The organism is Rubripirellula reticaptiva (assembly GCF_007860175.1).
GTDB classification, from domain to species: domain Bacteria; phylum Planctomycetota; class Planctomycetia; order Pirellulales; family Pirellulaceae; genus Rubripirellula; species Rubripirellula reticaptiva.
The window spans coordinates 51672-74355 of the sequence record NZ_SJPX01000003.1 but is presented as its reverse complement, the minus strand read 5'-3'; the positions used below and the strand labels follow the sequence as shown (position 1 = coordinate 74355).

The 22684-nt window shown below is 56.0% G+C and carries 20 protein-coding genes, 1 tRNA gene and 1 pseudogene; 13 read left to right on the top strand and 9 right to left on the bottom strand.

The features are described from left to right. The first annotated feature begins 8 nt into the window (after nucleotides 1-8). The 5 genes from Poly59_RS13035 (at nucleotide 9) to Poly59_RS13015 (ending at nucleotide 4064) form a co-directional block, all read left to right on the top strand. Nucleotides 9-1493, top strand: coding sequence for an AAA family ATPase (locus Poly59_RS13035; protein ID WP_146534572.1), 1485 nt, complete (start codon nucleotides 9-11; stop codon nucleotides 1491-1493). A 285-nt stretch (nucleotides 1494-1778) separates the two neighbouring features. After that, the gene (locus Poly59_RS13030; protein ID WP_246151617.1) at nucleotides 1779-2201 is read left to right on the top strand and encodes a hypothetical protein; all 423 of its coding nucleotides are present in this window, start codon (nucleotides 1779-1781) and stop codon (nucleotides 2199-2201) included. Between the two features lie 115 nt (nucleotides 2202-2316). Then, nucleotides 2317-3288: a hypothetical protein gene (locus Poly59_RS13025; protein ID WP_146534571.1), complete on the top strand. Its 972-nt coding sequence runs from the start codon at nucleotides 2317-2319 to the stop codon at nucleotides 3286-3288. 7 nt (nucleotides 3289-3295) lie between these two features. After that, entirely contained in the window at nucleotides 3296-3535 is a 240-nt protein-coding gene (locus tag Poly59_RS13020; RefSeq protein WP_146534570.1) for a hypothetical protein, read from the top strand. Between the two features lie 85 nt (nucleotides 3536-3620). After that, the gene (locus Poly59_RS13015) at nucleotides 3621-4064 is read left to right on the top strand and encodes a hypothetical protein (RefSeq protein ID WP_146534569.1); all 444 of its coding nucleotides are present in this window, start codon (nucleotides 3621-3623) and stop codon (nucleotides 4062-4064) included. Between the two features lie 44 nt (nucleotides 4065-4108). Here Poly59_RS13015 and Poly59_RS13010 read toward each other — a convergent pair whose 3' ends face one another. The 5 genes from Poly59_RS13010 to Poly59_RS30645 form a co-directional block, all read right to left on the bottom strand. Next, entirely contained in the window at nucleotides 4109-4927 is an 819-nt protein-coding gene (locus Poly59_RS13010) for a hypothetical protein (RefSeq protein WP_186776225.1), read from the bottom strand. A gap of 37 nt (nucleotides 4928-4964) precedes the next feature. Then, nucleotides 4965-5828, bottom strand: a complete 864-nt coding sequence (locus tag Poly59_RS13005) for a hypothetical protein (protein ID WP_186776224.1) — start codon at nucleotides 5826-5828, stop codon at nucleotides 4965-4967. 76 nt (nucleotides 5829-5904) lie between these two features. Then, entirely contained in the window at nucleotides 5905-6567 is a 663-nt protein-coding gene (locus Poly59_RS13000; RefSeq protein ID WP_146534566.1) for a hypothetical protein, read from the bottom strand. A 1551-nt stretch (nucleotides 6568-8118) separates the two neighbouring features. Next, nucleotides 8119-9171 (bottom strand): hypothetical protein, encoded by a 1053-nt coding sequence (locus Poly59_RS12995; RefSeq protein WP_146534565.1) that lies wholly within the window; start codon nucleotides 9169-9171, stop codon nucleotides 8119-8121. 620 nt (nucleotides 9172-9791) lie between these two features. Continuing rightward, nucleotides 9792-10064: a transposase family protein gene (locus Poly59_RS30645; RefSeq protein WP_186776223.1), complete on the bottom strand. Its 273-nt coding sequence runs from the start codon at nucleotides 10062-10064 to the stop codon at nucleotides 9792-9794. A gap of 588 nt (nucleotides 10065-10652) precedes the next feature. On the opposite strand from Poly59_RS30645, the gene Poly59_RS12985 reads away from it, so the two are divergent. Both Poly59_RS12985 and Poly59_RS30640 read left to right on the top strand, forming a co-directional pair. Then, nucleotides 10653-10925 (top strand): excisionase family DNA-binding protein, encoded by a 273-nt coding sequence (locus Poly59_RS12985; RefSeq protein WP_146534564.1) that lies wholly within the window; start codon nucleotides 10653-10655, stop codon nucleotides 10923-10925. 310 nt (nucleotides 10926-11235) lie between these two features. After that, a pseudogene (locus Poly59_RS30640) lies at nucleotides 11236-11775 on the top strand (hypothetical protein); the annotation flags it as partial. A 327-nt stretch (nucleotides 11776-12102) separates the two neighbouring features. Here Poly59_RS30640 and Poly59_RS29450 read toward each other — a convergent pair. The 4 genes from Poly59_RS29450 to Poly59_RS12970 all read right to left on the bottom strand — a co-directional run bounded on the left by Poly59_RS29450 (nucleotide 12103) and on the right by Poly59_RS12970 (nucleotide 15371). After that, nucleotides 12103-12354, bottom strand: coding sequence for a hypothetical protein (locus Poly59_RS29450; protein ID WP_186776222.1), 252 nt, complete (start codon nucleotides 12352-12354; stop codon nucleotides 12103-12105). A gap of 187 nt (nucleotides 12355-12541) precedes the next feature. Next, nucleotides 12542-12613 (bottom strand) — tRNA-Gln (locus Poly59_RS12980). 132 nt (nucleotides 12614-12745) lie between these two features. Further along, complete coding sequence (locus Poly59_RS12975; protein WP_146534563.1) at nucleotides 12746-13402, bottom strand: redox-sensing transcriptional repressor Rex; 657 nt, start codon at nucleotides 13400-13402, stop codon at nucleotides 12746-12748. A gap of 13 nt (nucleotides 13403-13415) precedes the next feature. Further along, the gene (locus Poly59_RS12970) at nucleotides 13416-15371 is read right to left on the bottom strand and encodes a family 16 glycoside hydrolase (protein ID WP_146534562.1); all 1956 of its coding nucleotides are present in this window, start codon (nucleotides 15369-15371) and stop codon (nucleotides 13416-13418) included. A 102-nt stretch (nucleotides 15372-15473) separates the two neighbouring features. On the opposite strand from Poly59_RS12970, the gene Poly59_RS12965 reads away from it, so the two are divergent. The 6 genes from Poly59_RS12965 to Poly59_RS30550 all read left to right on the top strand — a co-directional run bounded on the left by Poly59_RS12965 (nucleotide 15474) and on the right by Poly59_RS30550 (nucleotide 22625). Next, nucleotides 15474-16247: a hydroxypyruvate isomerase family protein gene (locus Poly59_RS12965; protein WP_146535272.1), complete on the top strand. Its 774-nt coding sequence runs from the start codon at nucleotides 15474-15476 to the stop codon at nucleotides 16245-16247. A gap of 68 nt (nucleotides 16248-16315) precedes the next feature. Further along, on the top strand, nucleotides 16316-17692 hold the full coding sequence (locus Poly59_RS12960; protein WP_146535271.1) for a TCR/Tet family MFS transporter: 1377 nt from the start codon (nucleotides 16316-16318) through the stop codon (nucleotides 17690-17692). A gap of 179 nt (nucleotides 17693-17871) precedes the next feature. After that, nucleotides 17872-20604, top strand: coding sequence for a coiled-coil domain-containing protein (locus Poly59_RS12955; protein WP_186776221.1), 2733 nt, complete (start codon nucleotides 17872-17874; stop codon nucleotides 20602-20604). A gap of 144 nt (nucleotides 20605-20748) precedes the next feature. Beyond that, the gene (locus Poly59_RS12950; protein WP_246151614.1) at nucleotides 20749-21600 is read left to right on the top strand and encodes a histidinol-phosphatase; all 852 of its coding nucleotides are present in this window, start codon (nucleotides 20749-20751) and stop codon (nucleotides 21598-21600) included. 48 nt (nucleotides 21601-21648) lie between these two features. Next, complete coding sequence (gene ppnP, locus Poly59_RS12945; protein ID WP_146534560.1) at nucleotides 21649-21927, top strand: pyrimidine/purine nucleoside phosphorylase; 279 nt, start codon at nucleotides 21649-21651, stop codon at nucleotides 21925-21927. A 170-nt stretch (nucleotides 21928-22097) separates the two neighbouring features. Beyond that, complete coding sequence (locus tag Poly59_RS30550; protein WP_146534559.1) at nucleotides 22098-22625, top strand: hypothetical protein; 528 nt, start codon at nucleotides 22098-22100, stop codon at nucleotides 22623-22625. Nucleotides 22626-22684: the final 59 nt, after the last annotated feature.

Sequence of the window (22684 nt, the reverse complement as noted above, 5' to 3'; positions counted from 1 at the left end):
CACACGCGATGAAACTATCACAGCGAATGAACGAACTGATCCGGGCCTGCTTCGCCGGCATTTGGATCGAGTCCCATGAACATCTCGACGCGCTCGCCGAGCTTTCGGCGATGTGCCAAGAGGAAGACTGGCGACTGGCCGTTTGGGACATCGACCAAGGCCTGCGTCAGCCAAGCGGTACGGCGATCGATGTTGAGGTCGCCGATCCGTTGGCGGCGGTCCGTGCGGTGTCGGCCATGGCATCGGCCGACACGCCATCACTACTGGTGTTGCCCAACTTCCATCGCTTCATCGGTTCGGCCGAGATCGTGCAAGCGATCAGCCGGGCGGTGAACGAAGGGAAACAGCATCGCACGTTTGTGGTGATCCTCAGTCCGCTGGTTCAGTTGCCGGTGGAGCTCGAGAAACTGTTCATCGTGGTCGAGCATCCGCTTCCCGATCGAGACCAGCTGACACAGATCGCGACCGGCATCGCCACCGAAGCGGGTGAGATGCCAGTGGACAGGGAACTCGAGGACGTGCTGGATGCCGCGGCGGGACTGTCCCGTTACGAGGCCGAAGGCGCGTTCAGCTTGGCGCTGGTTCGTGATGGCCGGATCACGCCGGACTCGATTTGGGAACTGAAGACGCAAGCGGTGAAGAAGTCGGGACTACTGAGTTTGCACCGTGGCGGTCAGAACTTTGACAGTCTCGGTGGACTCGGTGCGTTGAAGTCTTTCACTCGTCGAGCGCTGATTCACCGTGGCCGGTCGACAACGCAGCCTCGCCCCCGTGGCGTGATGCTGTTGTCGCCGCCCGGATGTGGCAAGAGTGAGTTCTGCAAGTGCGTGGGCAACGAGGTCGGTCGTCCGGTGCTGACACTCGATGTCGGTAGTCTGATGGGTTCGCTCGTCGGTCAATCCGAAGAACGAACTCGGCAAGCTCTGTCCATCGTCGATGCCATGGCACCCTGTGTCCTGATGATCGATGAAGTCGAGAAGGCGTTCGCGGGTGCCAGCGGCGGCGGCAACGACAGCGGCGTGTCGTCACGGATGTTCGGCACGTTCTTGTCGTGGCTGAACGATCACGAGTCCGACGTGTTCGTGGTCTGCACGGCCAATGACGTTGCCAAGCTGCCGCCGGAGTTCGCCAGAGCCGAAAGGTTCGACGGTGTGTTCTTCGTCGACTTGCCAGGCCGGACGCAGAAGGACGAGATCTGGCAGTTGTACGTCCAGCGTTTTGGCTTGGATTCGAGTGAGCCCAAACCAGCCGATGACCAGTGGACCGGCGCCGAGATCAAATCGTGTTGCCGATTGGCGGCGCTGCTGGATGTCTCGTTGGTGCGGGCGGCCGAGAACGTGGTGCCGGTGGCGGTGACGTCCGCCGAGTCGGTGAACCATCTTCGTCAGTGGGCAGACGGTCGCTGTCTCTCGGCAGAGACGTCGGGGGTCTACCACGCATTGGCGAAGCCGAAACGCCGGCGTGCGGTGTCGACCAAACCATCGGTCAACTGATTGCAAAACCGGGGCGCAGTCCTCGGCACATGCATGGCATGCACGAGGCTGATCGCGCCGGTGCAAGTGCCTGTATTGTTTCTTCCATCCATCAAGAGCCCGCTCGTCGCCATGACGGTCGGGCTCGATTCACTCAAGGAGATTCCTACGTGACACCTTTACTCTTGGTCTGCATGACGCTTTCGTTCGCGCTCGCCGCTGCTTCACTAATGGTGTGGCAGCTGCGTCGTCAACGTAGGGGACTGCAGACGATCCTTCAACGACTCATCCGCAAGGGGTTTCATCGTGCCGACGAAGACGATCGTGGCCTCGATCTTGATCACGATCGGTAGCCTAGTCGGTTGCGGACCAAGCGGTCGTGATCTCAGTGACCAACAGTGGCTCGAAATGCAAGAAGACTTGCAAGCCGAACGCGCCGAGGTCGGTCTGCAGCGGGACTTGCTCGAAGAGGACCGGCGGCGGTGGGACGAACGTGAACATGGCGAGCCCGTGTTGGCCGCCGTGATCTCGTCGGCGGTGCTGCTAGTCGTCTGCGGATTGCCACTGTTGATGGTGGCCATCTTGATGTGGCCGCGTCAGCCCGAGCCGAGCAGCGAGACCGTGTGCGAGGTGTTGCTGGACGATGTGGTTCAGCAATCCACGTCATCGGACACCAAGCGGCTCCCCGCGAAGGGACGCCAAGCGAAGCTTGCATCACGCAAGCAGTGATTCCGGGCATCCGTGAATCTTCCCCTCCCCTCACTCAGACGACGACGCCCCATCGGCATGCATGCCGGTGGGGCGTTTTTCTTTTTGCCCAACTCTTTTGCAGGAAATACGAACCATGACACTCGATACTCTGACCCCATCCGTGACGACCGAAGCCGATGCAATGCCTGTGGCGACGAACGCTTCGGTCGGCGAACGCCTGCAGTCCGAAACGACAGCCGTGCGATTGAAGATCCATTGGCCGGGAAGTCGCAAGACGCTCAGCCAAGATCAAACGCGACAAGCGGCCGGGACGTTCGACGCCGACATCAGGTCCGTGTCAGCGTCGAAGAAACTGCTGGACACCGCACACCCCGCGTTTCGTGCGGCCACCGCGGTGCGCAAGCAGGCCGCTGATTACTGGAAGAATCACACGCTGCCCTATGTCGAACCCGGCATACGGTTGATTCGCCGAAGTGATGTGGCGGCGTTCGAGGTGCACATGACGACGGTGCGCGCCGAGCTGGCCGAGGCCGTTGAGCAATTGGAAAGTCACTACGGCGAGCTGATTGACGGGGCGCGAGAGCGGCTGGGAGATCTGTTCGACGCCGGCGACTACACCGATGACTTCCGCGAGCAGTTCGGCATCGAGTGGGACTATCCCAGTTGTGATCCGCCGGAGTACCTGCTGCGGGTCAGTCCGCAGTTGTACTACAGCGAGTGTGCCCGCGTGCAGACCCGGTTTGATGAAGCGGTGCAACTTGCCGAGCAAGCGTTCGCTGATGAACTGGGTCAGTTGGTCAGCCACTTGGCCGAACGACTCGGTGGACAGAACGACGGCACGGCCAAAGTCTTCCGCGACTCGGCGGTGACCAACCTGCTGGAGTTCTTCGATCGCTTCCAGCATCTGAACATCCGCAGTGATGAGGGGCTGGATCGGTTGGTGGCGGATGCGCGTCGCGTGCTCAGTGGCGTCGCGCCGCAAGAACTTCGCGAACGTCCTGGCATCCGTCAGCACGTCGCTGACCAGCTGACGCGCGTCGAAGCGTCGCTGGACAGCTGGATGACGGACCGACCGCGCCGCAGCATCTTGCGGCGCACTCGGTAGAGCGATCATGGATATCGTCATCAACACTTTCGGTGACGTGCGGATGATCTACCACGAGGGGATCGACCCGCACGCCATCGGCCGTCCCACCATTCGCCGCGGTTCGCATGTCGAGCCGACGGCGGATGGGTACTGGACGGCCGATCTGTCGCCGGTCGATGGTCCGGTGCTGGGACCATTCAAGACGCGATCATCGGCACTGGCTGCCGAAGTCGCTTGGCTCGGCAAACACTGGCTGAACCAGTGACGCTAGGTCTGTTTCGGAACTTCTGTTTCGCAGTGCCCGGCGACGTTCGCCGGGCACCTTCTTTCACTTCAACAAGGATTCATCCATGAAACTTCACAAGTTAACCGTCGGTCTGCAACAAAAGATCGGCCAACCCAACTTCGGCAGCGTCGGCGCCAGCTGCGTCGTCGAAGTACAACTCGACGATCACGAGGCGGGCGACGCCGACGTCATCGAGCAACGTATCCGTCAGGCATTCGCACGATGTCGCCGCAGCATCGATGCCGAATTGGCGAGCCACGATCGAAGTTCTGTCACGTCGGTCGCCCATCAGCCCAGCGCCGCAGCTGTCGGCAAGTCACACATCCAAGGCCAACGCCCGGCGACCGATGCTCAGATCCGTGCGATTCACACGATCGCGTCCAAGGCGCATGTCCGTTTGGCCAGCGAACTCGATGCCGAGTTCGGTGTCGCTTCGCCGCAAAGCTTGACACTGCAGCAGGCCAGCGAGCTGATTGAGAAGCTGAAAAGTCAAATGCAGCCAGGCTAACACCGATCACTGACTTGCATCCTGCTGCGCCCCGGATGATCGATTCATCCGGGCTGCGGCTTTTTTTTAGCCTCTGGAACAATGGATTGATTGGCAGATCGTAGTTTCGGTGCCTGTTTCAAATGCTGGCGGAATGCTTTCTCGATACTTAGCCATCGCTTCTGGGAGAGAGTCAGTGCCGATCCCCAATACGCCGACCTCTTCATGTCACCGCCCGCCAAACACGGCATCAGCGAACTTCGCATGAAGTCGAACCAGGCGAGCACGGCAACTTCGGCGTACATGCGGCTCAGCGCATCATCGCCCGCATCGCACATGATTTCGGCAGTCTTCAAGTCGAGTTGCTTTCGCCAAAGCACCGAGCACTCTGGTGATGCCCTGCCAACGAACTGAATCAAGTACTCCCTGACAATGCTGATCGTGTCGGTCGCGCGGCTCAGTATCTCGGGCGTCTCCGCGATCCAAATGTCGAGTTGTCGCTGCGCGTCGAGATCTCCGTCTTCCGATCGCCGGCAAGTCTCCTTGAACCTGTGAAGGCGTGGAAGTTCTCGTTCGGCTTCGCATGAGGGTGTCGGTTTCTTGTGCATGTTCTTTCCACGTAACTCGCTAATGACTTTCCAGTTCGTTGACCATTGAGCCAACCAATCGAGCGATCTGGCTGCTGCCAAGTCGTCGTCTTTCTCGCGGCGGCGGGTTTCGCGATCAGCACGTTCGACGGCTTTGTCGAGTTGCTCGCTTTCGAAAAACAGTTGAACCACGGGATCACTCGCCTTCCCGATGTATCGCTTTTGCAGTTTCCCATCTAAACGAAACGTCTGCGTAGCGTACTTATTCAATGTGCCGCGTCTTGATTCAATTTCCATTCGCGTTTGTGTAACACAATCTCGGAATCATCAAAAACTACGCTGAATGTCGTTGACGGCATTCGCGCTTGTGCGAATGTCTGTCGATCTGCATCACTTGCTGTGCGTTTTCATCGCTCGACAGGATGTCGCCCAGAGACTGTGCAATGTGGCGTTCGACCACTTCGCTTGCGTCGATGAAGCCAACTCGCTCGTGAGGGGACAGGTTGCCGATTCGCACGGCTGCTTTGCCCAGTTCAAGCGGGGCTTGTCGTTGTAGCTGGCTCCTTCGCACGTGCAGTTCCAAGCGTTTCACTTCACGACCAAACTCAGTGGTCAGATCGCACTCTTGGCCCAAAACGGGAAGTCTCTCCAACCAGTGTTCACAAACCGCAGAGCCTCCCTGGTAGGCGTCCCGAAGAACGACCGAGTGCAAGTCGTTGGCGAATTCGCCTTCCGGATGGAACACATGGACCGCAAGCCAACTCGACGCACCAAGATTTTCGAGCACATCGAAAAAGATGCTGCAGTAGTCGCGTACCGTCTGGGCAGCACAACCAGTACGAGCGGCGACTTCCTCCGGCGATTGCCTCGCCAGTATCCTTGCCTCAACGTTCAGTCTCGCGATCGGGTCAACGAAGATCGCCTCAGCGGCGGCAGTGTCGAGTTGAAGACCACCGCACAACGATTCATGCATTTCCTTCGGCAGTTCATAGAAGTGATTGACGAGCTGCCAAAAAGTGGAATCGCACTCGACCCGCTTGGAGATGCGTCTTCGCAGGGCGACCAGCTGTGCCTTTTCCCAACGCCAGGCAGGCCCCAAGCTGAAACGAAAGACCTTGCGAGATTCCTCTGCCGGCATTCGCTCCCGTTCAAGGCCATCCATCAACAGTGACTCAAAATCTGTTTCGTGTTCCATCATATTGCTTGCCAGAAAAGGTGTGCAGTTCATTCGATGCGTCAGCGGCTCTAATGTCTTACTCGGCTGCCGATTTCGCTCATTTTTTCGCCCTACGAGCGGTGTGCGCAGAGATCCGTTTCATCGGCTGCCCTTTGGGGTCGAGGTCATAAGAGCACGGATAGTTCTTCGGGATCGTGAACAGGTCGTTCGTGCCGCTGCGGGTGATTGGGGCGAGGTAGCGAACCATGTCCCGCTTGTTCTTTCCGGTGAGGTGGTAATCGTCGATCAAGTCAAGGCGATTATCCCACACACTTGCAACCGCGTTCTTTTCAAGCTTCGTGGGTGGCGGGTAGATGGCTGCAGCGAACGCCATCCGGGAAGCGGTATTCAGACTGAGCTGAACCCGCCTCGTCGTCTGCGCATCCTTGACGTACTTAGCCATCGTATTGCGATGAATATCCAGACGCTCTCGCAGCCATTTGCTGCTGGGAATTGCATTCACTCCCAAACAGAACCGCTGTCCCCGCGCTGCGACAAGTCGCAGGTAGGCTGCAAGTCGCGATTCGATGGTTGCGTTCAAGCTGAAGACACGTCGGAAGTCCTGCCGGCTTTCATACCATGCGAGGTACTTTGCGTACCCCTCAGGATCAGCGGCAAAGAGATCAAGCGTGCTGATGTCATCTTTGATCCCGACTAGAAATCGGTAGTTTGCATCGACGAGATTTGAACTGGGAGGTGATGGGCGTGTTGAGCTGGGCATCTTTGTGGTCCTTGCCGGGGGTTGTTGTTCCGTTTGCACAACGATAGGTGCATCCGTCGCACTTCCCAAAAATGCGCACGGCACTACGTAGCCCAAGCAAGCTGAATCCATCGACTCGTCGGAACACCGTTCACATCGCGTTCCCCGTGGCGGCATCGCGATGACTTTCTTTAGCTCCCAGGATCTAACGCGATGGCGTCTCTGGTGAAACACAACGAAGCGCGTAACGCCAAGATTCGCCGCGGAGGCGGCGGTCACCGTTTCGCAGGTTCGCCGAATTCGCGAAGGGTCTGTCTCTAACACCTTACGATCCCGCCGCGACGTCGGTGCTGCACAGGTGGAATCAAAAGCTGGAGGCTCGGCGACCGAAGAAGCTTAAATCAAACAGTACCACCGGGCCGCGAAGCGGCCCGGTCTCACCAACTGGTACCGTTAGAATCGCCAAGAGGTGGTACCGTTTCAGACGCAAATTGACAGCAGAACGCCCTTTCTCCTCACTGCTACCGAGATATGGAAGTTGAGTTCTGTTCGACCACGTGTCGGTAGCGAGGGCAGTCCGTATCCAGTTAAACACTTCGGACTCATGGATGACTGGCGGTTCACGTAGAGAGATGAATGGTTCTTCATGAACAGTGTTAACGAACGGGTCGAGCACGTAGACGTAGTAGTCATCGGTGAGCGTCAGGTCGACAACGACTGCAACTGTGACGAAGGCGATGAAGAGGAAGACGAGTAGAAGAAAGAGTGACGAACAACCGAGCGCGAGTTTGGTAGTGGTCGAGAGTTTAGTGGTTTGTCATTGAACGATCTCGGTGTGAGTGCCGGGGATCGATCCTCGGCTGGGATGTGAGGTTGCCGAAGAATCGATTTCGGTTTCCGAAGAATGAGTTTCGGTCAGACAACTAGCTGGAGGTTGTTTGCCGGGGATCGATCCCCGGCTGCCGAAGAATGAGTTTCGGCTGCCGAAGAATCGATCTCGGTTGCCGAAGCCGAAACCCACCGCCGAATACTAGGAGGTAGATGATGGGGAGAGTAGTAAAGGGGAGGATGGTAATGAGAGAGGAGCGGATGGGTAGTAAGAGATGGATGTGGGTGTGGGTGTGGTAGAGGGAATGGTTGTGATCGTGATAGAGGAGATGGTTTTGGTTGTTAGGTATGGAGCGGTTGTCAGGTAGGAGGTGGATAAGGGATAGGTGGTGAGTGATGAGAAGGGTGAGTTGAGGTGGAAAAGGGTGAATGGTGGTCAGATGTGGGTAGATGTGCGTTTTTACGGTGTTTTGGGTGTTTCGTGGGTTTTGAAAAAAGTGTAAATGGAATTTGCGAGGCTTTGCATGCGTTTGACCCCGTAATTTACGGGATAAACGCAGCTGAGGGGAGGGAAAAAATCTTTGCTAGGGCTACACGGATATAATAGAAGAAGGGGAGGTGTTTTACGCTTCGGCACGGAGGCTTGTGTTTCGGCGCCGTCCCTGCGCCGGGGATCGATCCTCGGTCAGTTCTAGTCTTGGCGGATGCTTTGATGATGCACTGACCGTGGATCGATCCCCGGCTCTACTTCTCGGACCGCTTAGGTTCGATCCGCTGACGGAGTTGCCAACCGTCAACCTCTGTGTACTCAGCTTCGTATTTGTGCGCGAGCTCCCTCGCTGGGAAGTCGCTGGGAAGTCTGCCTCTCTTGGCTTCCATCATGCAGAGGGTTTGTATCAGTTGCTTCGGCTTCATACCGACATCGTCGAGGAGCCAGTGTGCGTCCCATTGCTCCTTGGGTGTCCACTTAGTTTTGAAGACTTGACCGAGGTAGGTGAAGTTCTTCACGGCCTGTTCTGATTCTGGTCGTTTCGGATCGGCCAGGTCGAACCGCCCGAGTCGCATCGCTGCCGTTGATTCTCTGTAAGAGTCTTTACCTGGTCGGTTGTCTTTGGTTCGGTTCACTTCCGGCTTGCGAGCTTTGATCCGGATCTTGCACGCGATTCGAGCTTCATCCCAAAGTTGATTGACGATGAGCCCGACAGCCCGCTTCGACATCTCGGGGCAGGTTGCGATCGCCAAGTGCATGTGGGCGAACGGTTCAGGGCCGCTGTAACCTGTGTCAGGTACGAGGTGGATCGACGAGATCGTCGGGCCGAACGTCTGCTTGCGTAGCCTTTTCGCCGTATCGGTTCTTTTGTCGCGGATCGCTTCGAAGACTCGATGCGGTAAATGTCCGTCGTGGTAGTATTTCAGTCGTAGCCGGAATGCCCTGAGCATATCGACTGCCTTACGAAAGTCGGCCATACTATCTGTGTAGCCGCCGCGAGTTGCGGGTTTGATAAGGAAGTTGTGCAAAGTTAGTTCGCTGCGGTGGCAGCTATCGCCAAACATCTCGCTGGCTCGCATCCACTGATCGGCGCGTTTTGCAGCTAGCACGGCGGCACAGACATGGCACCACGCAGTTTGCCCGCAGTAGTGCTCCTGCTTTAAGTCGTAGAGTCTGTTGCCGCTAAGAAACGTGCCACATCGCTTGATCTGTTTCGCCAGTTTCGAATCACCGGCGTCTCGCAGGTAGCCGCTGAGGTCGATGTTCTTTTCAAGCAGATTAGAGTGCTCGAATAGCTTGGCGAACACTTCTTCTCTGCTGTTAAAGTAATGTTCAGATAGTTCTCGATACCTAGGCTCGTCCTCTGTTGATTTGCGCGGTGGTGTTGTCACAATGTTGCGATCACGGCTAAGTGATCGCCCGGCGGGGTGAAGGTTTGTGTGGCTCGACTACGTGCTGGGGAGCCGGGTCGACATAGGACAGCAGCGCGGACTTAGAATCCAGTGACGTTTGAAAACGAAATGAGCCCGCGAGATATTTGTCTCGCGGGCTCATACGTTTTGTCTCAGTAATCTGCTACTAAAGCAGAACCACAAACTCACATGCTATTTTGCTTTAGTGTGCTAAGAGGTAGATAGACCTCGTCGACAGGTGCTTGGCTACTAAGGTCGTGTACGACTTTGATTGCAAGACGCGACGACCAGTAGATCGGCCAAGCTGCAGTGGCAAACGCTGTGTTTAACATGGCGTCCTCGCGGGTGTTGGGTTCACGAGTCCAGTCTCCCCAGCGATGTACCTGACAGTAGGCGTTGGTTAGTAGCGCAGCGAGGACGTAACCAATAATCCAGCCATAAATGGACCGCTCTTGATCTTCTGTAGATGCGGGGCCAGTACGTCTAATCACAGATGACAGCCTCCCCTTGTTTGATCACCAGCACGCGAGCTTGAACCGGTTCGGTAAGGTTACCTTCTCGGCCCAGGGAAGTGACGCGTTCTTGACGCCGTGCGTGGGACATTTGACCCGCGGTGGCGCGGCGATCAGCAAGGTCTTGAATTGGCAAGAATCCAGATGTCTCCAACGACGCTCGGCAGCGTGATCGTGGACGGGGCAGTCGCAATCGCATTTGGGGCAGCGGAACTTGGCTCCACGAGGATGCTCGACGCGTACGCGGATCTCTTCGGCTTCGTGATCGAGCTGCACGTCAGCAACGGTCCAAGGCGACGAAAGCCCGAGAATGTATTGGTAAAGTTCTTTGTCTTACAAGGTGGTTCTCCTCGGTGGAGAATTCTACAGAATCCATGACAAACCCAGATGGACCTTTTTGGCGGGCGATTTGGGGTAGCAGCCCGACCGACCGGCCCTATAGCAAACTGGCGATAGCAGAAGTTCCCAAGCACTCAAGAGGAGTTTTTGCCAATTGTGTCAACGCCAGAACACCTCGATCGCAAGGCCCGTTGTCACCACCAACTCGTTGAGATTGGTGGTTGGCTTTCTTGGTCCTGTTGGCAGCGAAGAACACAACTTGGTGATTTTGAAATCTATGCAATAACCAAGTGACCCCAATCGGACGCCGGACGCCGACGGGAAGGCAAAGATCAAACACCGGCTCATTCAGAGTTAGGCAGTACACATGAGAAGCTATTTGCGAAACCCAATATTCAGGCCCGGCGGGCGGCTAGCCTGGGTCACAACTGCGGATGGCGGTGTGCAGTCTTATTCGCTGCTAGCAGAGGTCGCGTTTCCTTCAACTTCTGATTCCGACGACCAACCTTGCCAAGGACGACGCTCATGGCTGACTTGTTGATCCGCGACACTAACCGCGATGAGCTCATTCGAGACACAGCCGAAGCGGTCGCTAAACTGCTACGGTCGGAAAACGCTTCCGAAGCCATGCCGATGCTGGTCGATGGCGATGAAATGGCGCGGCTGGCGGGCATCTCACGTCCTACGATTGATCGCGCGGTTCGATCTGGATTGATTCCCAGCATCATGGTCGGTCGAGCCCGCCGGTTTAGGCCCGCAGCGGTGATCACTGCATTGGAATCAGCGAGCCGGGAATGACGGCAGTCATCAAAGGCGGCTCGCAACAGGTTGCCTTGGGGCACTTCGGTGCAAACAAATAGTACATGCCTTTTACAAGTGGTTCGCTTGGGTTTCGACTTTGAGCAACCGGACATAGTTGATCGACGAGCGGTCTCGAAAGGGTTAGTTGGATGAAGCTGGTGACAGATGGCATGGGAGCGTTTGTCAGACGCATCCGTCGGTAGTTGTTCGCGCTAGCGTTTTACGGCTAGCCCGCTTAGGCAAAACGCATTATCCACCCGATGCCAGCTGAAGCGATTTCATTGGGTGATTCGCTGGAAGTCTTGCGATGGCAAGTTTGCGTCAAGAGAAGGACCGAGGCCGATCTGGTTGGCGGTTACGTTTCTACCTGAATCGGAAGCGGCGTTCGCTTTGGCTGGCGGACGCCAGTAAGCGCAGGGCGGAAACAGTGGCTCGGCATGTCGATGAATTGGTACGGGCAAAAAAATCCGGCGCATCGCCGGAACCCGATACGATTCGATGGTCAGTGGAACTTGAGGGTCCGCTCTTTGATTCGTTGGCGAATCTTGGGCTGGTAGATTCCAAGCGAGATCGCTTGCTAGGCGACAATGGGCGTTTTTTGGGACCGTTTTGTGATGCGTACATCGCAAGCCGATCGGATTTGGCAACTGGAACGATTGACAACTATGGGCACGCCCGGCGTTTGCTTGTCGAAAGGTTTGGCGAGCGACATCTCTTATCGGCCATCACGGTTGCGGAAGCAGAGCGGTGGCGACGTTGGCTATTGGCGCGGCCAGTAAAGCTGGATGAAGACGGCAATGTCGTAAAGACAATGGCACCCGCGACGGTTTCTAAGCACGTCAAGCGAGCAAAAACGATGTTTGCGGAAGCCGTGAAGGATCGATTGCTGAACGAGAGTCCCTTTTCTGGTGTTCGGACGGGTTCCGAAGTGAACCGCGAGCGTGATCACTACATCAATCGAGCCACAGCCGCGAAGGTGCTTTCGGGGTGTCCCGACCATGATTGGCGATTGGTATTCGCTTTCGCTCGATTTGGGGGACTTCGACGATGCGAAATCCTGGTGATGAACTGGGGCGACATCCTCTGGGATGTTGGCAAGATGCGGATCAACTCACCCAAGACCGGACTGCGGTTCTGTCCGATTTTCCCCGAATTGAAACCGTTTCTGGATGCGTCATTTGATGCGGCTGACGATGGCACGAAACGTTGCATAGGTCGGTATCACCGATTGTCGAACCTTGGCACCCAGCTTAACCGCATCATCGAATCTGCTGGTGTTGAGCCTTGGCCCAAGACGTTCCAGAACTTGAGGGCGACACGGCGGACCGAACTTCAGGAGCACCGGCAGGATCACGTCATCAACGCGTGGCTGGGTCATAGCAGCAAGACGGCTGAGAAGCACTACCTGCAGGTTACCGACGAGCATTGGTCCATGGGCGCAAGCACGATGACGGGTGACCCAATTGAGGTAGAAAGCGTCAACAACGCATTTGGCGGTCCCACCGGCGGTCCCATCTGTGCAAATCTACGGGCATCTACGCCAATCACGGCACAAAAAAACCTCGTGATTCCGGCTACAGATGTGCCGGGAACACGAGGGATTGAGTACTTAGCTACCCCACTAGGACTTGAACCTAGAATGTCTGAACCAAAATCAGATGTGTTGCCAATTACACCATGGGGTAGTGATGGGTCGTCTGGGCGAAGTTTAGCATGACTTTCGCTGACGCCAAAGAGGACATTTGCATGGATTCTTTGGTTCGGTTGTTTTCGGCTCGATTTGGCTCCGACTTGAGCGGTTGGTGGGGTTCTTTTCGCTATTTTTGCGTCTGAATGGCGAATGCTAGCCGCTGCAACTCGCTGGCCAGGTCGACGTTGACGACGGCGACCTTCGGTGGCAACTTTAAAGTAGTGGGGGCAAAGTTCAAAATCCCGTTGATTTTGCATCCCACCAACCGGTCAGCGATGTCGGCCGCAAACTCGGCTGGAACGGCTAGGATCGCCAGCTCGGCTGGTTCGGCAGCCAAAAAGCTTTCGATCAAGGCGGCATCGAGCACCCGGACGCCCGCAATCGTGGAACCAATTCGATTGGCTGCGTTGTCAAAGGCGGCACTAAGTTGGAACCCAAGTCGTTCGAAGCCGCGATACCGCAGCAACGCATCGCCTAGCGACCCAACGCCAACCAGAACCACCTTCCACTGCATTCCCGACCCCAGCACGTCGCCGATCCGTTCGATCAACCGAGCAATGTCGTAGCCGACACCACGCCGGCCGATCGTGCCAAGCGCACTGAGGTCGCGACGCACGACTGCCGGAGAAACATTGACCAACTTGCCGAGCTGTTGACTGTTGACGCCGCCCTGCTGGCTTTCAAGCAGCCGGTGCAATTCGCGGTAATACAGACTTAGCCGACCGACCGCAGGTTGCGGCAGGTCGATCGGCTTATCATCACTTGGCGTTGATCGATCAGGCACGTTAGCTCATTTGCTATTCGGACTTCGCAACGTCAGTCTTGGCGACTGCTTTGTCAAACCGATAAATGCACTCGCCACGAGAACTGTTGGTCAAAATGTAGACCTCGCCCGATTCGTCTTGCCCGAACGACAATACGGCAACGCTGTCAGGGATGGCCTGTTCGTTGCGGGTCGCGAGGCCTGTTTCAGCAGACCGTGTCAACGCCCAAACTCGGCCCGTTACATAGTCGGCGTACAAGTACTTGCCATTGATCTGCGGCAACCGATCGCTGCGACAAACTCGTCCGCCAGTGATCGACTTGCCGATTTGGTGGTCGTACTCCCACACTGGTTCAATCGCAGGCGAAGCCCCATCGTCGGCAGCCTTGTTGCCGAACGCGTGCGATCCTTCGCGAGTGCTCCAGCCATAGTTGCCGCCTTTCTTGACGACCAAGATCTCTTCCCACAATTCCTGGCCGACATCGCCTGCCCACAGATCACCGGTCTTGGGGTCAAACGCAATTCGCCAAGGATTTCGCACGCCGTAGGCAAAAATTTCTCCAGCGGCGTTTTCTTTGTCGACAAACGGATTGTCGGCCGGAACGCCATAGTTCTTGCCAGCGGCGGGATGGTCGACGTCAATTCGCAGAATCTTCCCGAGCAGAACCGCAAGGTTCTGACCGTTTCCGTGGGGGTCATTGCGGTCGCCGCCGTCGCCCATACCGATGTACAGGAACCCATCGGGGCCGAATTCCATGCTGCCACCGTTGTGATTCAAGTACGGTTGGTCAATTTCCATGATCACAAGCTCGGAACTTGGGTCGGCTGCAAGCGAACCGTCGCGTGGAATTGTGAAACGCGATAACACCGACTTCTTTTCGGTGGGGTGCGTGTAATAGACATAGAAGTAACCGTTGGACTTGAAATCCGGGTGCATCGATAGACCGAGCAGACCTTCTTCGTTGGCACCCCGGCTTTTCCAGTCTTTGACTTTCCCGCGCAGGTCCAGCACCATTTTGGATTCAGCAACATCGGAACGGTTTTCGAACGACCAGATCGCACCATATTGTGACGCGGCGTAGAGCCGATTGCTGCCGTCTTTGGCGTAGGTTAATTCCATCAAACGCAAATCCCGAATCTTGCCGGCATCATCGACGGCTTCCCACTGATCCCACTGCAGATTTGGAAATGCCAAGTTGCTGGTCAGGTTAAGACTGCCGTCAATCGGTTGAGGAACAGAGCCATCGTCGGCAATTTCACGCAGCTTGATGCTGCGGTAGGCCACTTCGTCACCGTGATCTTGCAAGCAAAGATAACCTTCACCGAGCGTTCCGAAATTCGGCAGTGACGCGAACTTGGACTTCGCGATTCGTTCCTTCCAATCGGCCTTGGTCATGTCGAACCGAAAGTAGCGAACTCCGTTCATGCATACTTCGCAGTCTTTTTTGGCAATGCGAATGTATAGTTGGTTCCATTGGCCGGCCGGACGAGTCGCATCGGTAATCGATTTGTCAGGCGACCAATTCGGTGCCTCGGGAGCATGAAGTTGGTAAAGCCAACCGGCTTTTTGCGGGTCATGCCCGTCAACGTTGTCTTGAACCTGAACTTCGGGACCGGTGTGCCAAGGGGGACCGTCGGTTTCAGCGACGTGGAACATCACGCCGCTATTGCCGCCCTTGCTGATTTTGTATTCAAGCGAGAGTTCAAAGGAATCGAACTTATCTTTCGTGATGATGTCACCGCCACGTTTAGCGCGGACCAGAGCACCGTCGATGATCTGCCATCCGTCGGAAATGGAGTCTTTTTTATAGTTCCGCCACCCGTCAGTCGTTTTGCCGTCGAAAAGCAGTTTCCAGCCACTGCGTTGCTCCGACTGAGTCAACTGATTGATGGGCGCTTCGGCGCGGACAGCAGAATTGACAACGAACAACGACGCAAGGAACGCGAGCGAAGCAGAAGTTGTCGTGAAAAAGCGTGTAGCTTGTTTCATGGATTGGCATCCAAAAGTAGGCGGGGTGAGTAAATCGTACAGCAAGAGTATTATTCATCGCTCAACACGCCACAACTGCGACGGAAACAGCTAGCTATGTCGATGAATGCCCCGAAATTTCGCCCATCTGTCTGTATCGACGCGGTATTTGGGACCCTGGATTCAGCCGCAGCGATCAAGCAAGTTGCCGCAGCGGGCATCCAGGCGATCGAATTTTGGGGGTGGTGGGACAAAGATCTCGACGCAATCGAAGCCGCTCGCGACGAGCATGAGATGCAAATATCGGCGTGCTGCACCAAATTTATCTCGCTGGTTGACCCAGCCACTCGGGAAGATTATCTGGCCGGCCTGGCCGAATCGATCGAGGCGGCCCGACGACTTTCGTGCCCCACGCTGATTTCACAAGTCGGCGACTTTCGCCCCGGCGCCAACCGAAAAGCTCAGCACGATTGTCTGGTGATCGGACTCAAACAGGCGGCAAAATTGTTGGCCGGCAGCGGTGTGACTTTGGTGATCGAACCGCTGAACGAACTGGTCGACCACCAGGGATATTATCTCGTTAAGAGCGATGAAGCCTTCGAAGTGATCGATCAAGTGGAAAGCGAAGATGTGAAAGTCGTCTTCGACATCTACCATCAACAGATCAGCGAAGGCCAGGTGATCACCAACTTACGGAACAATATCGACAAGATCGGCCACTTTCACGCAGCGGGAAATCCAGGCCGAAACGAACTGACAATCGGTGAACTAAACTACCCTCAGATCTTCGATGCCATCGCTGATACCAAGTACGAAGGTTTCGTTGGACTTGAATACTGGCCGACCGGCGACGCAGTGAATGGACTTCGCGAAGTTGCGGGATGGTTTGGTCAATGAGCGAGACGCCAAACGAAAATCCTGACGAGCCAGCGTCCGAGGATGTGACGCTGAACGAGCTGAACAAAATGTTGCCCGGTGACGTGCAGCTCGGTGGTGATGGATCGAAACAGCCTCGCCGAGCGGCAATCGCATTTATCCTGCTAACCTTATTCATCGACATCTTGGGGATCGGGATCGTGATTCCGGTTCTGCCCGAGTTGGTACGCGAGCTGGTGGGCGAAGATCCAGTATCAATGGTTACCGATGCTGGGACGGAGAACAATTTCGCGAACAGCAGTTCGGCAGCGACCAGCGAATCCACCGTTGCTAGCGAGATTTCGACAGCTAGCGAAACAAAGAGCTTTGCAAAGGCGGGACGTTATGTCGGAGTCATCGGTGCGACCTACGCGTTGATGCAGTTCTTGTTTGCTCCGATCGTCGGTGCGTTATCGGATCGCTTTGGTCGGCGACCAGTGCTATTGGTTTCGATGTTTGGGCTGGGCATTGATTTTTTGATTCAAGGATTCGCGCCCAATATTGTTTGGCTGTTCGTTGGCCGTGTTTTGGCGGGGATCATGGGTGCCAGTATGACGACTGGCAACGCTTACATCGCGGACGTCTCGACTGACGCCAACCGAGCCCGAAACTTTGGTTTGGTGGGAGTCATGTTTGGGCTGGGGTTCACGATCGGTCCAGCTCTTGGCGGACTGTTGGGCGGCTACAGTTTGCGACTACCATTCTTTGTGGCCGCCGGACTCGCCCTAGTGAATTGGTTATACGGCTATTTTGTCGTCCCCGAATCGTTAGCCGAAGACAAACGAACGGGGTTCACTTTGCGTGGCGCCAACCCACTGGATTCGATCAAACGTTTGGGCGCCTATCCAATCGTGGCGGCGCTTGCGGCGGTCTTCGTATTCAAATCATTGGCACAACGTGGACTCGAAAACGTTTGGGTGCTGTACACGGGCTTCAAATTCGACTGGGATGCAAGCACAAACGGAATGGCACTTGGTTTGGTCGGCATCATGGCGATCGTTGTTCAAGGCGGAATGGTCCGGCCGACGATCAAACGGATTGGCGAACGGGGCGCCGTGATTTTGGGAACGATCATTTCAGCGATCGCGTTTGCCGGCTACGGTCTGGCTAGCGAGGGTTGGATGATCCCATATATCATCGTTTTTGGCGCCTTTGGCGGCGTCGCAGGCCCGGCAATCCAGAGCCTGGTGACCGGGTCGGTCAGCGAGAAAGAGCAGGGGCGAATCCAAGGCGCTCTGACATCGCTGACCAGCCTGACCAACATCGTCGCGCCATTATTCTTTAATACGCTGCTGTTCAGCTACTTCATCAGCGACCAAGCCCCCATCCAACTACCGGGAGCCCCGCTACTGGCAGGGTCGATTTTATCGGCCATTTCGGTGCTGATCGCAATCAACGTGTTCCGAAGATTTCCCAAGACCGACTAGTCGTTGACCGGATCGCGCGGATAAACACCTGGAAACGCAAGACGCGTTGTGTTTTCGGCGTTTGCGTTTTCCCCGAAAAAACTTGGGTTTGCGTCCATCCTGGGTGATCAGGTAATCTCTCGCCGGACGTTGGATGGATCCCGACAAATCGGCACGAATGCGAGACACGAGGTCGCGTGATGTGGTGGCTCGACAGCACTAAGAAAAGTCAATCAAGCGGCGAGAGTATCGCTGCTGAGTCGGTTGCCCCGTTTCGACGGGGACGCAATTACCGCACCGAAGCAGTTGAACGCACCGAGATGCCGGTTCGCCAGCCGATTGCTGGACCAATTGATGCCCCAAACAAACGCGCAAAGTTGGTCGACATCCTGACATCCGACCAGCACCGTGCCAACGGTCTGCTGCTTGAAGCGGCCAGCGACGTCCACGACAGCGAGATCAAAAAGCTAGATTCGGACCTGGCCCGTCTTGAAGAATCGGTCCTCGAAAAGACCACGCAAATTGAACGGCTGGTCGCTCAACTCGCGCGAGTATCTGGCGAACGCGAGCACGCTGTTTCGCAGGTCTTCGATCAGATTGAATTGCGCGCGGCCGACAACCAACGGTTGGGGCACTACGTCGTCGGATACGAGAAACAACTTGCAGCTTGCACAAACGATCAAGAGAAACTTGAAGCGCAGCTCGAACGATTGCGTGAGGACTACGAGCAGAAGGTTGCTGATGCTGAATCCAAGCTCGCCTGCGAATTGAAACGAAACCGCGCTAACACCGAAGCCGCCGAGATGGCAGCAGCGTCCTGGGCGGACAAAATGCGCCGCATGCAGCAAGAACAGACGTTGCAAAAAGCACAATCCACCGCACAAACGGCAAAGCTCGCTGCGGAGATCGAATCCTTGCGAGCCCAAGCCGCGTCCGACAAAAAAGAATGGGCAGTTCAGCAACAGAAGTGGATGCGACACCAGCTTGCCTGGACCGCGAGCCAACAACACTGGTCCCAACAGCTCGACCGCTGGGACCAACGCGAACAGTACTGGGCCGACTGTGCCCGAGACTGGGACGAACGAGAATTTGAGTTGCATGAACAAGCCGAAATCGCTCGCCAGCGAAGCGACGAACTCGCCGAGGAGCTTCGGCTTGCTCAACGCGAACTCGCCAATGCGATAGACGTACTAGCTACAAGTGATCGCAACCACCGCGCGGACTTGTCGCATTTAAAGATCGCAACCGACTCGTTGCATGCGCAACTGGACATTGCGAAAAGCAAATGCGGCGACTTGACCGCTCGACTTGCCGAATCAGTGGCCGAAAGGGTTCGCATCGAATCGCAGATCGAGCAATCGAAACTGAAGAACGAACGAGAAAACCGCCAATTAAAAAACGAACTGGGTCAAACGCAGAACTTGCTTGACCGCTTCGAAGCCGAGGCATATCGACACCGCTGGGCGATGCAGCAAACCCAATACGAATTGTCGAGCCGCGACGTGTCGCTGTCGATTTCACAATCGGCCCTTGCTGCCTCGCATTCAGCCCGCTGTGAATCCCAGTCGGCACTTGCGGTGTCTCAGACCGAGTGCGCCGAAGCCCGTTCAGCACTTGCAGCATCTCGCGCAGCGTGTTCCAAATCGCAGTTGGCGCTTGCTGCGTCCAAAGAAGCCCAGGCCAAAACCGAAGCTTCAGTTTCCGAATCGATCTTGGCTCACCAGGAAACGAAAGAAAAGCTACAAACACTAACCACAAAATGGATGCTGGCTGAGTATCAATCTCAATCCTGGGAAACCGAGGCCTATCGCCTCAACTCGATTCGACACTTCAGCAGCCAAGAAATTGATCGCCTGACAATCGACATCGCCAGCCTGGATGAAATCGCATCGCGCGAATGCGAAGCGAGTCAGTTTGAAATTCGCGGTCTGCAGGAAATCCTGGCCGAAAGCGACACCAAACTGCAGGCCAGCCGCAACGAATTTGAAACAATACTTGAATCGACCCGTGAAACCGCTAGCGACGGACTGCGAGAAGCGGCTGACCAAGTTCGACGCCTCGAAGTTTCGCTGCACCAATGCCGACAAGAGCTTGCGCAAGTTTGCCGGGACCACCAAACCACGATCAACCAGCGGGACGCAAAGTCCACCGAACTGGAGCAGTTGAAAGCCAACTTGCACGCCATTCGCGGAGCCGCCGGTGCTAGCCAAACCGACCTCGCCGCGACCGCCAACGCACTTGCGACTTGCCGCATGGAACTAAGTGCCAAGGAAGGCCAACTGTCCATCACGCGAGCGGAATTGGAAGCCAAGCATGCCGAGTGCGTGAAGCTACTGAACGAAGCTTCGGCGACCAATTCGGAACTAACACAGACACAGGACGAACTCGCCCAAGCGTGGAAACTGTCTCAGTCTGCGACGGATCAACTGCAGCGTCAGGAATCCACACTTGCGAAGATGCAGGACCAAGAACGCCGCTTGATCGAGATCCAGAACTCAGAGTTTGCATCGTTCCAAACACGAATCGACGAGCTGCAAGTTGCCGCCGAAGAGCTAACGATGACACTAGAAGACGAGCGTGAGCACCGCGTGAAGGCGGAACAAGAGGCACAGCGTCTGCAGCAAGAACAAGACCATCGGGCAGCGTTTCTGCACGAGCAACGCGACGATTTGATTGAGCAGATTCGCTTGCTTCGCGAACACAGCGATATCCAACAAGCCGATCTTGAACAACTGAGAGTCGCGGCCGCCGATGCAGATGCATCTCGAAGTGAAACGGCAAGATTGCGTGCTCGACTGAGCGCCGGAACGGCTCGCGGCAAATTGCTGATCGAACACTACCGACGCCGATTGAAAGCCGCTGGCGAACAACTCGATCGCTGTCAGCGAGAAATCGAGGAACTGCGTTCGTCCCAATCACGACGAGCGGCGTAAAGACGGGAAAGCTGCGGATGCCATTGAATTCGCACCTGGTCGTTAAAACTTGGGCTCGTCGATCTTCGCTCTGCTGCGTACGGTATAGGCAGACCAGTTTGGTCCCCGACTGTTGTCTTTGACCGCCTGAAGGAACTTCGCCGCGTGACAAACCCGTCCATCCCAGCCCCCCTTCTGTTCGAATCGCACTCTCACACTCCGCTTTGCAATCACGCGGTCGGTCAACCCACCGAGTACGCTGCCATCGCACAGCAGCGTGGGCTGCGAGGCCTGATCGTGACCTGCCACAACCCGATGCCCAACGGGTTTTCAGCTCGCGTGCGAATGCGAGAAGACGAATTGCCCCAGTACGTTGATTTGGTCGCCCAAACACGTCAGGAATGGGAAGGGTGCGTCGACGTTCGGCTTGGGTTAGAGGCGGACTACTTCGAGGGATACGAATCGTACCTGGAAAAGCAACTTGCATCGCAAGAGTTCCACTTTGTGTTGGGATCAGTTCACCCGCAAATCGACGAGTTTCGCGAAAAATATTGGTCAGACGATCCAAGTGAAGTCCAACGCACCTACTTCCGTCTGCTCGTAAAAGCGGCTCAGTCTGGCCTGTTTGATTCACTCGCGCACCCCGATCTGATCAAGAACCTGTTTGCCGATTCGTGGGCCCCCAACCTGGTATTTGACGACATCCGCCGATCACTCGACGAGATCGCCAAGACGGGAATCGCGATGGAGCTGAACACGTCCGGGATTAACAAAACGGTTCAGCAAATGAACCCGTTCCCAGACATGCTGCGAGAAATGCAAGTGCGTGGCATCCCGGTTACCCTTGGTGCCGACGCCCACCAGCCACACCGGGTGGCGGACGGATACGAGACGGCGCTAGAGTTATTGGCCGATTGCGGATACAACCACGTCAACTTTTTCTTGGACCGAAACGCGCATCAGGTGCGAATCAGCGACGCGAAAGCATCGCTGACCAAGCCGGCGGCGATTAGTTAGCCAAGAATTTCCGCCCCTGAACCCTTAGCCAGTCCGTTTCGAGCAAGCATGAAAGTCAACGAGTATTTCGACGGGAACGTCACATCCATCGGTTTCGAAAACAGCGAAGGCCGCGCCACCGCCGGCGTGATGTTGGCTGGCGAATACGAATTTGGAACCAGCGAAAAGGAACTGATGAAAGTCGTCTCTGGTGAGCTGCATGTCAAATTGCCGGGCGACACAGCCTTCACTTCCTATAAAACGGGGACCGAGTTTCGCGTTGCTGCAAACGTCAAATTCGGCGTGAAGGTGGCCGAAACAACCGCCTATCTGTGCTTCTACAGCTAGACTCGGCGTTCGTCCCGAATAGCGAACTCATGGGCCGCAGTACATTCAATCCTCGGCCGTGATTTGGCCAGATTCTTGTCGCCGAGCGACGAAAGTTCATTGACCGGCGACCGCAAAGCTTTAGGCTTCATGATGTTGAAAGCCTCTTTTCGCGTTTGATGGACATTGCCATGCTGATTCGATCCGTTACCAAACTTAGCCTTGGCCTAGTCTTTGTTCTTTCGTTTTCATCCACCGCATCGGCGCAAATCGGCGAGACGCGAAAATCGGTAATGCGACCAAAGTCGATCGGCGCCAATCTGCAGCGACGACAACGGCAAACGGAGAATTCCGTTCAACGAGACAACGGCGTCATTGTCGATCACTCGCATGTCCAGCATGGGCACGGCACAGGGCATTCGATGCAACCTGGGTTCCCGGTTCAGCCAGTCTATCCCTACGGCGGCGTTTATCCGTACGGGTACACCATTGGCAATCCTGGCTTCAGCATCCCGCCGTACGAATACGGTTACCACAGCGGCTACGGAAACGTTTACGGGTACGGCAATAGCTACGGCGGGTACGGCTATCCGATCTACGGCTTTGGTCTAGGTTATGGACACGGCTCAATCACTCGCGGCACGCCACCATCTCAGTCGCCCGGCAGTCACTACTTTGGAAATCCTCACGCCAGCCAGTATATTCCCGGCACGCGTTAGCCAAACTGACAGACGGATTGTTGCAGGGCAGCGAGCCTGCAATTCACAAACACGCCTCC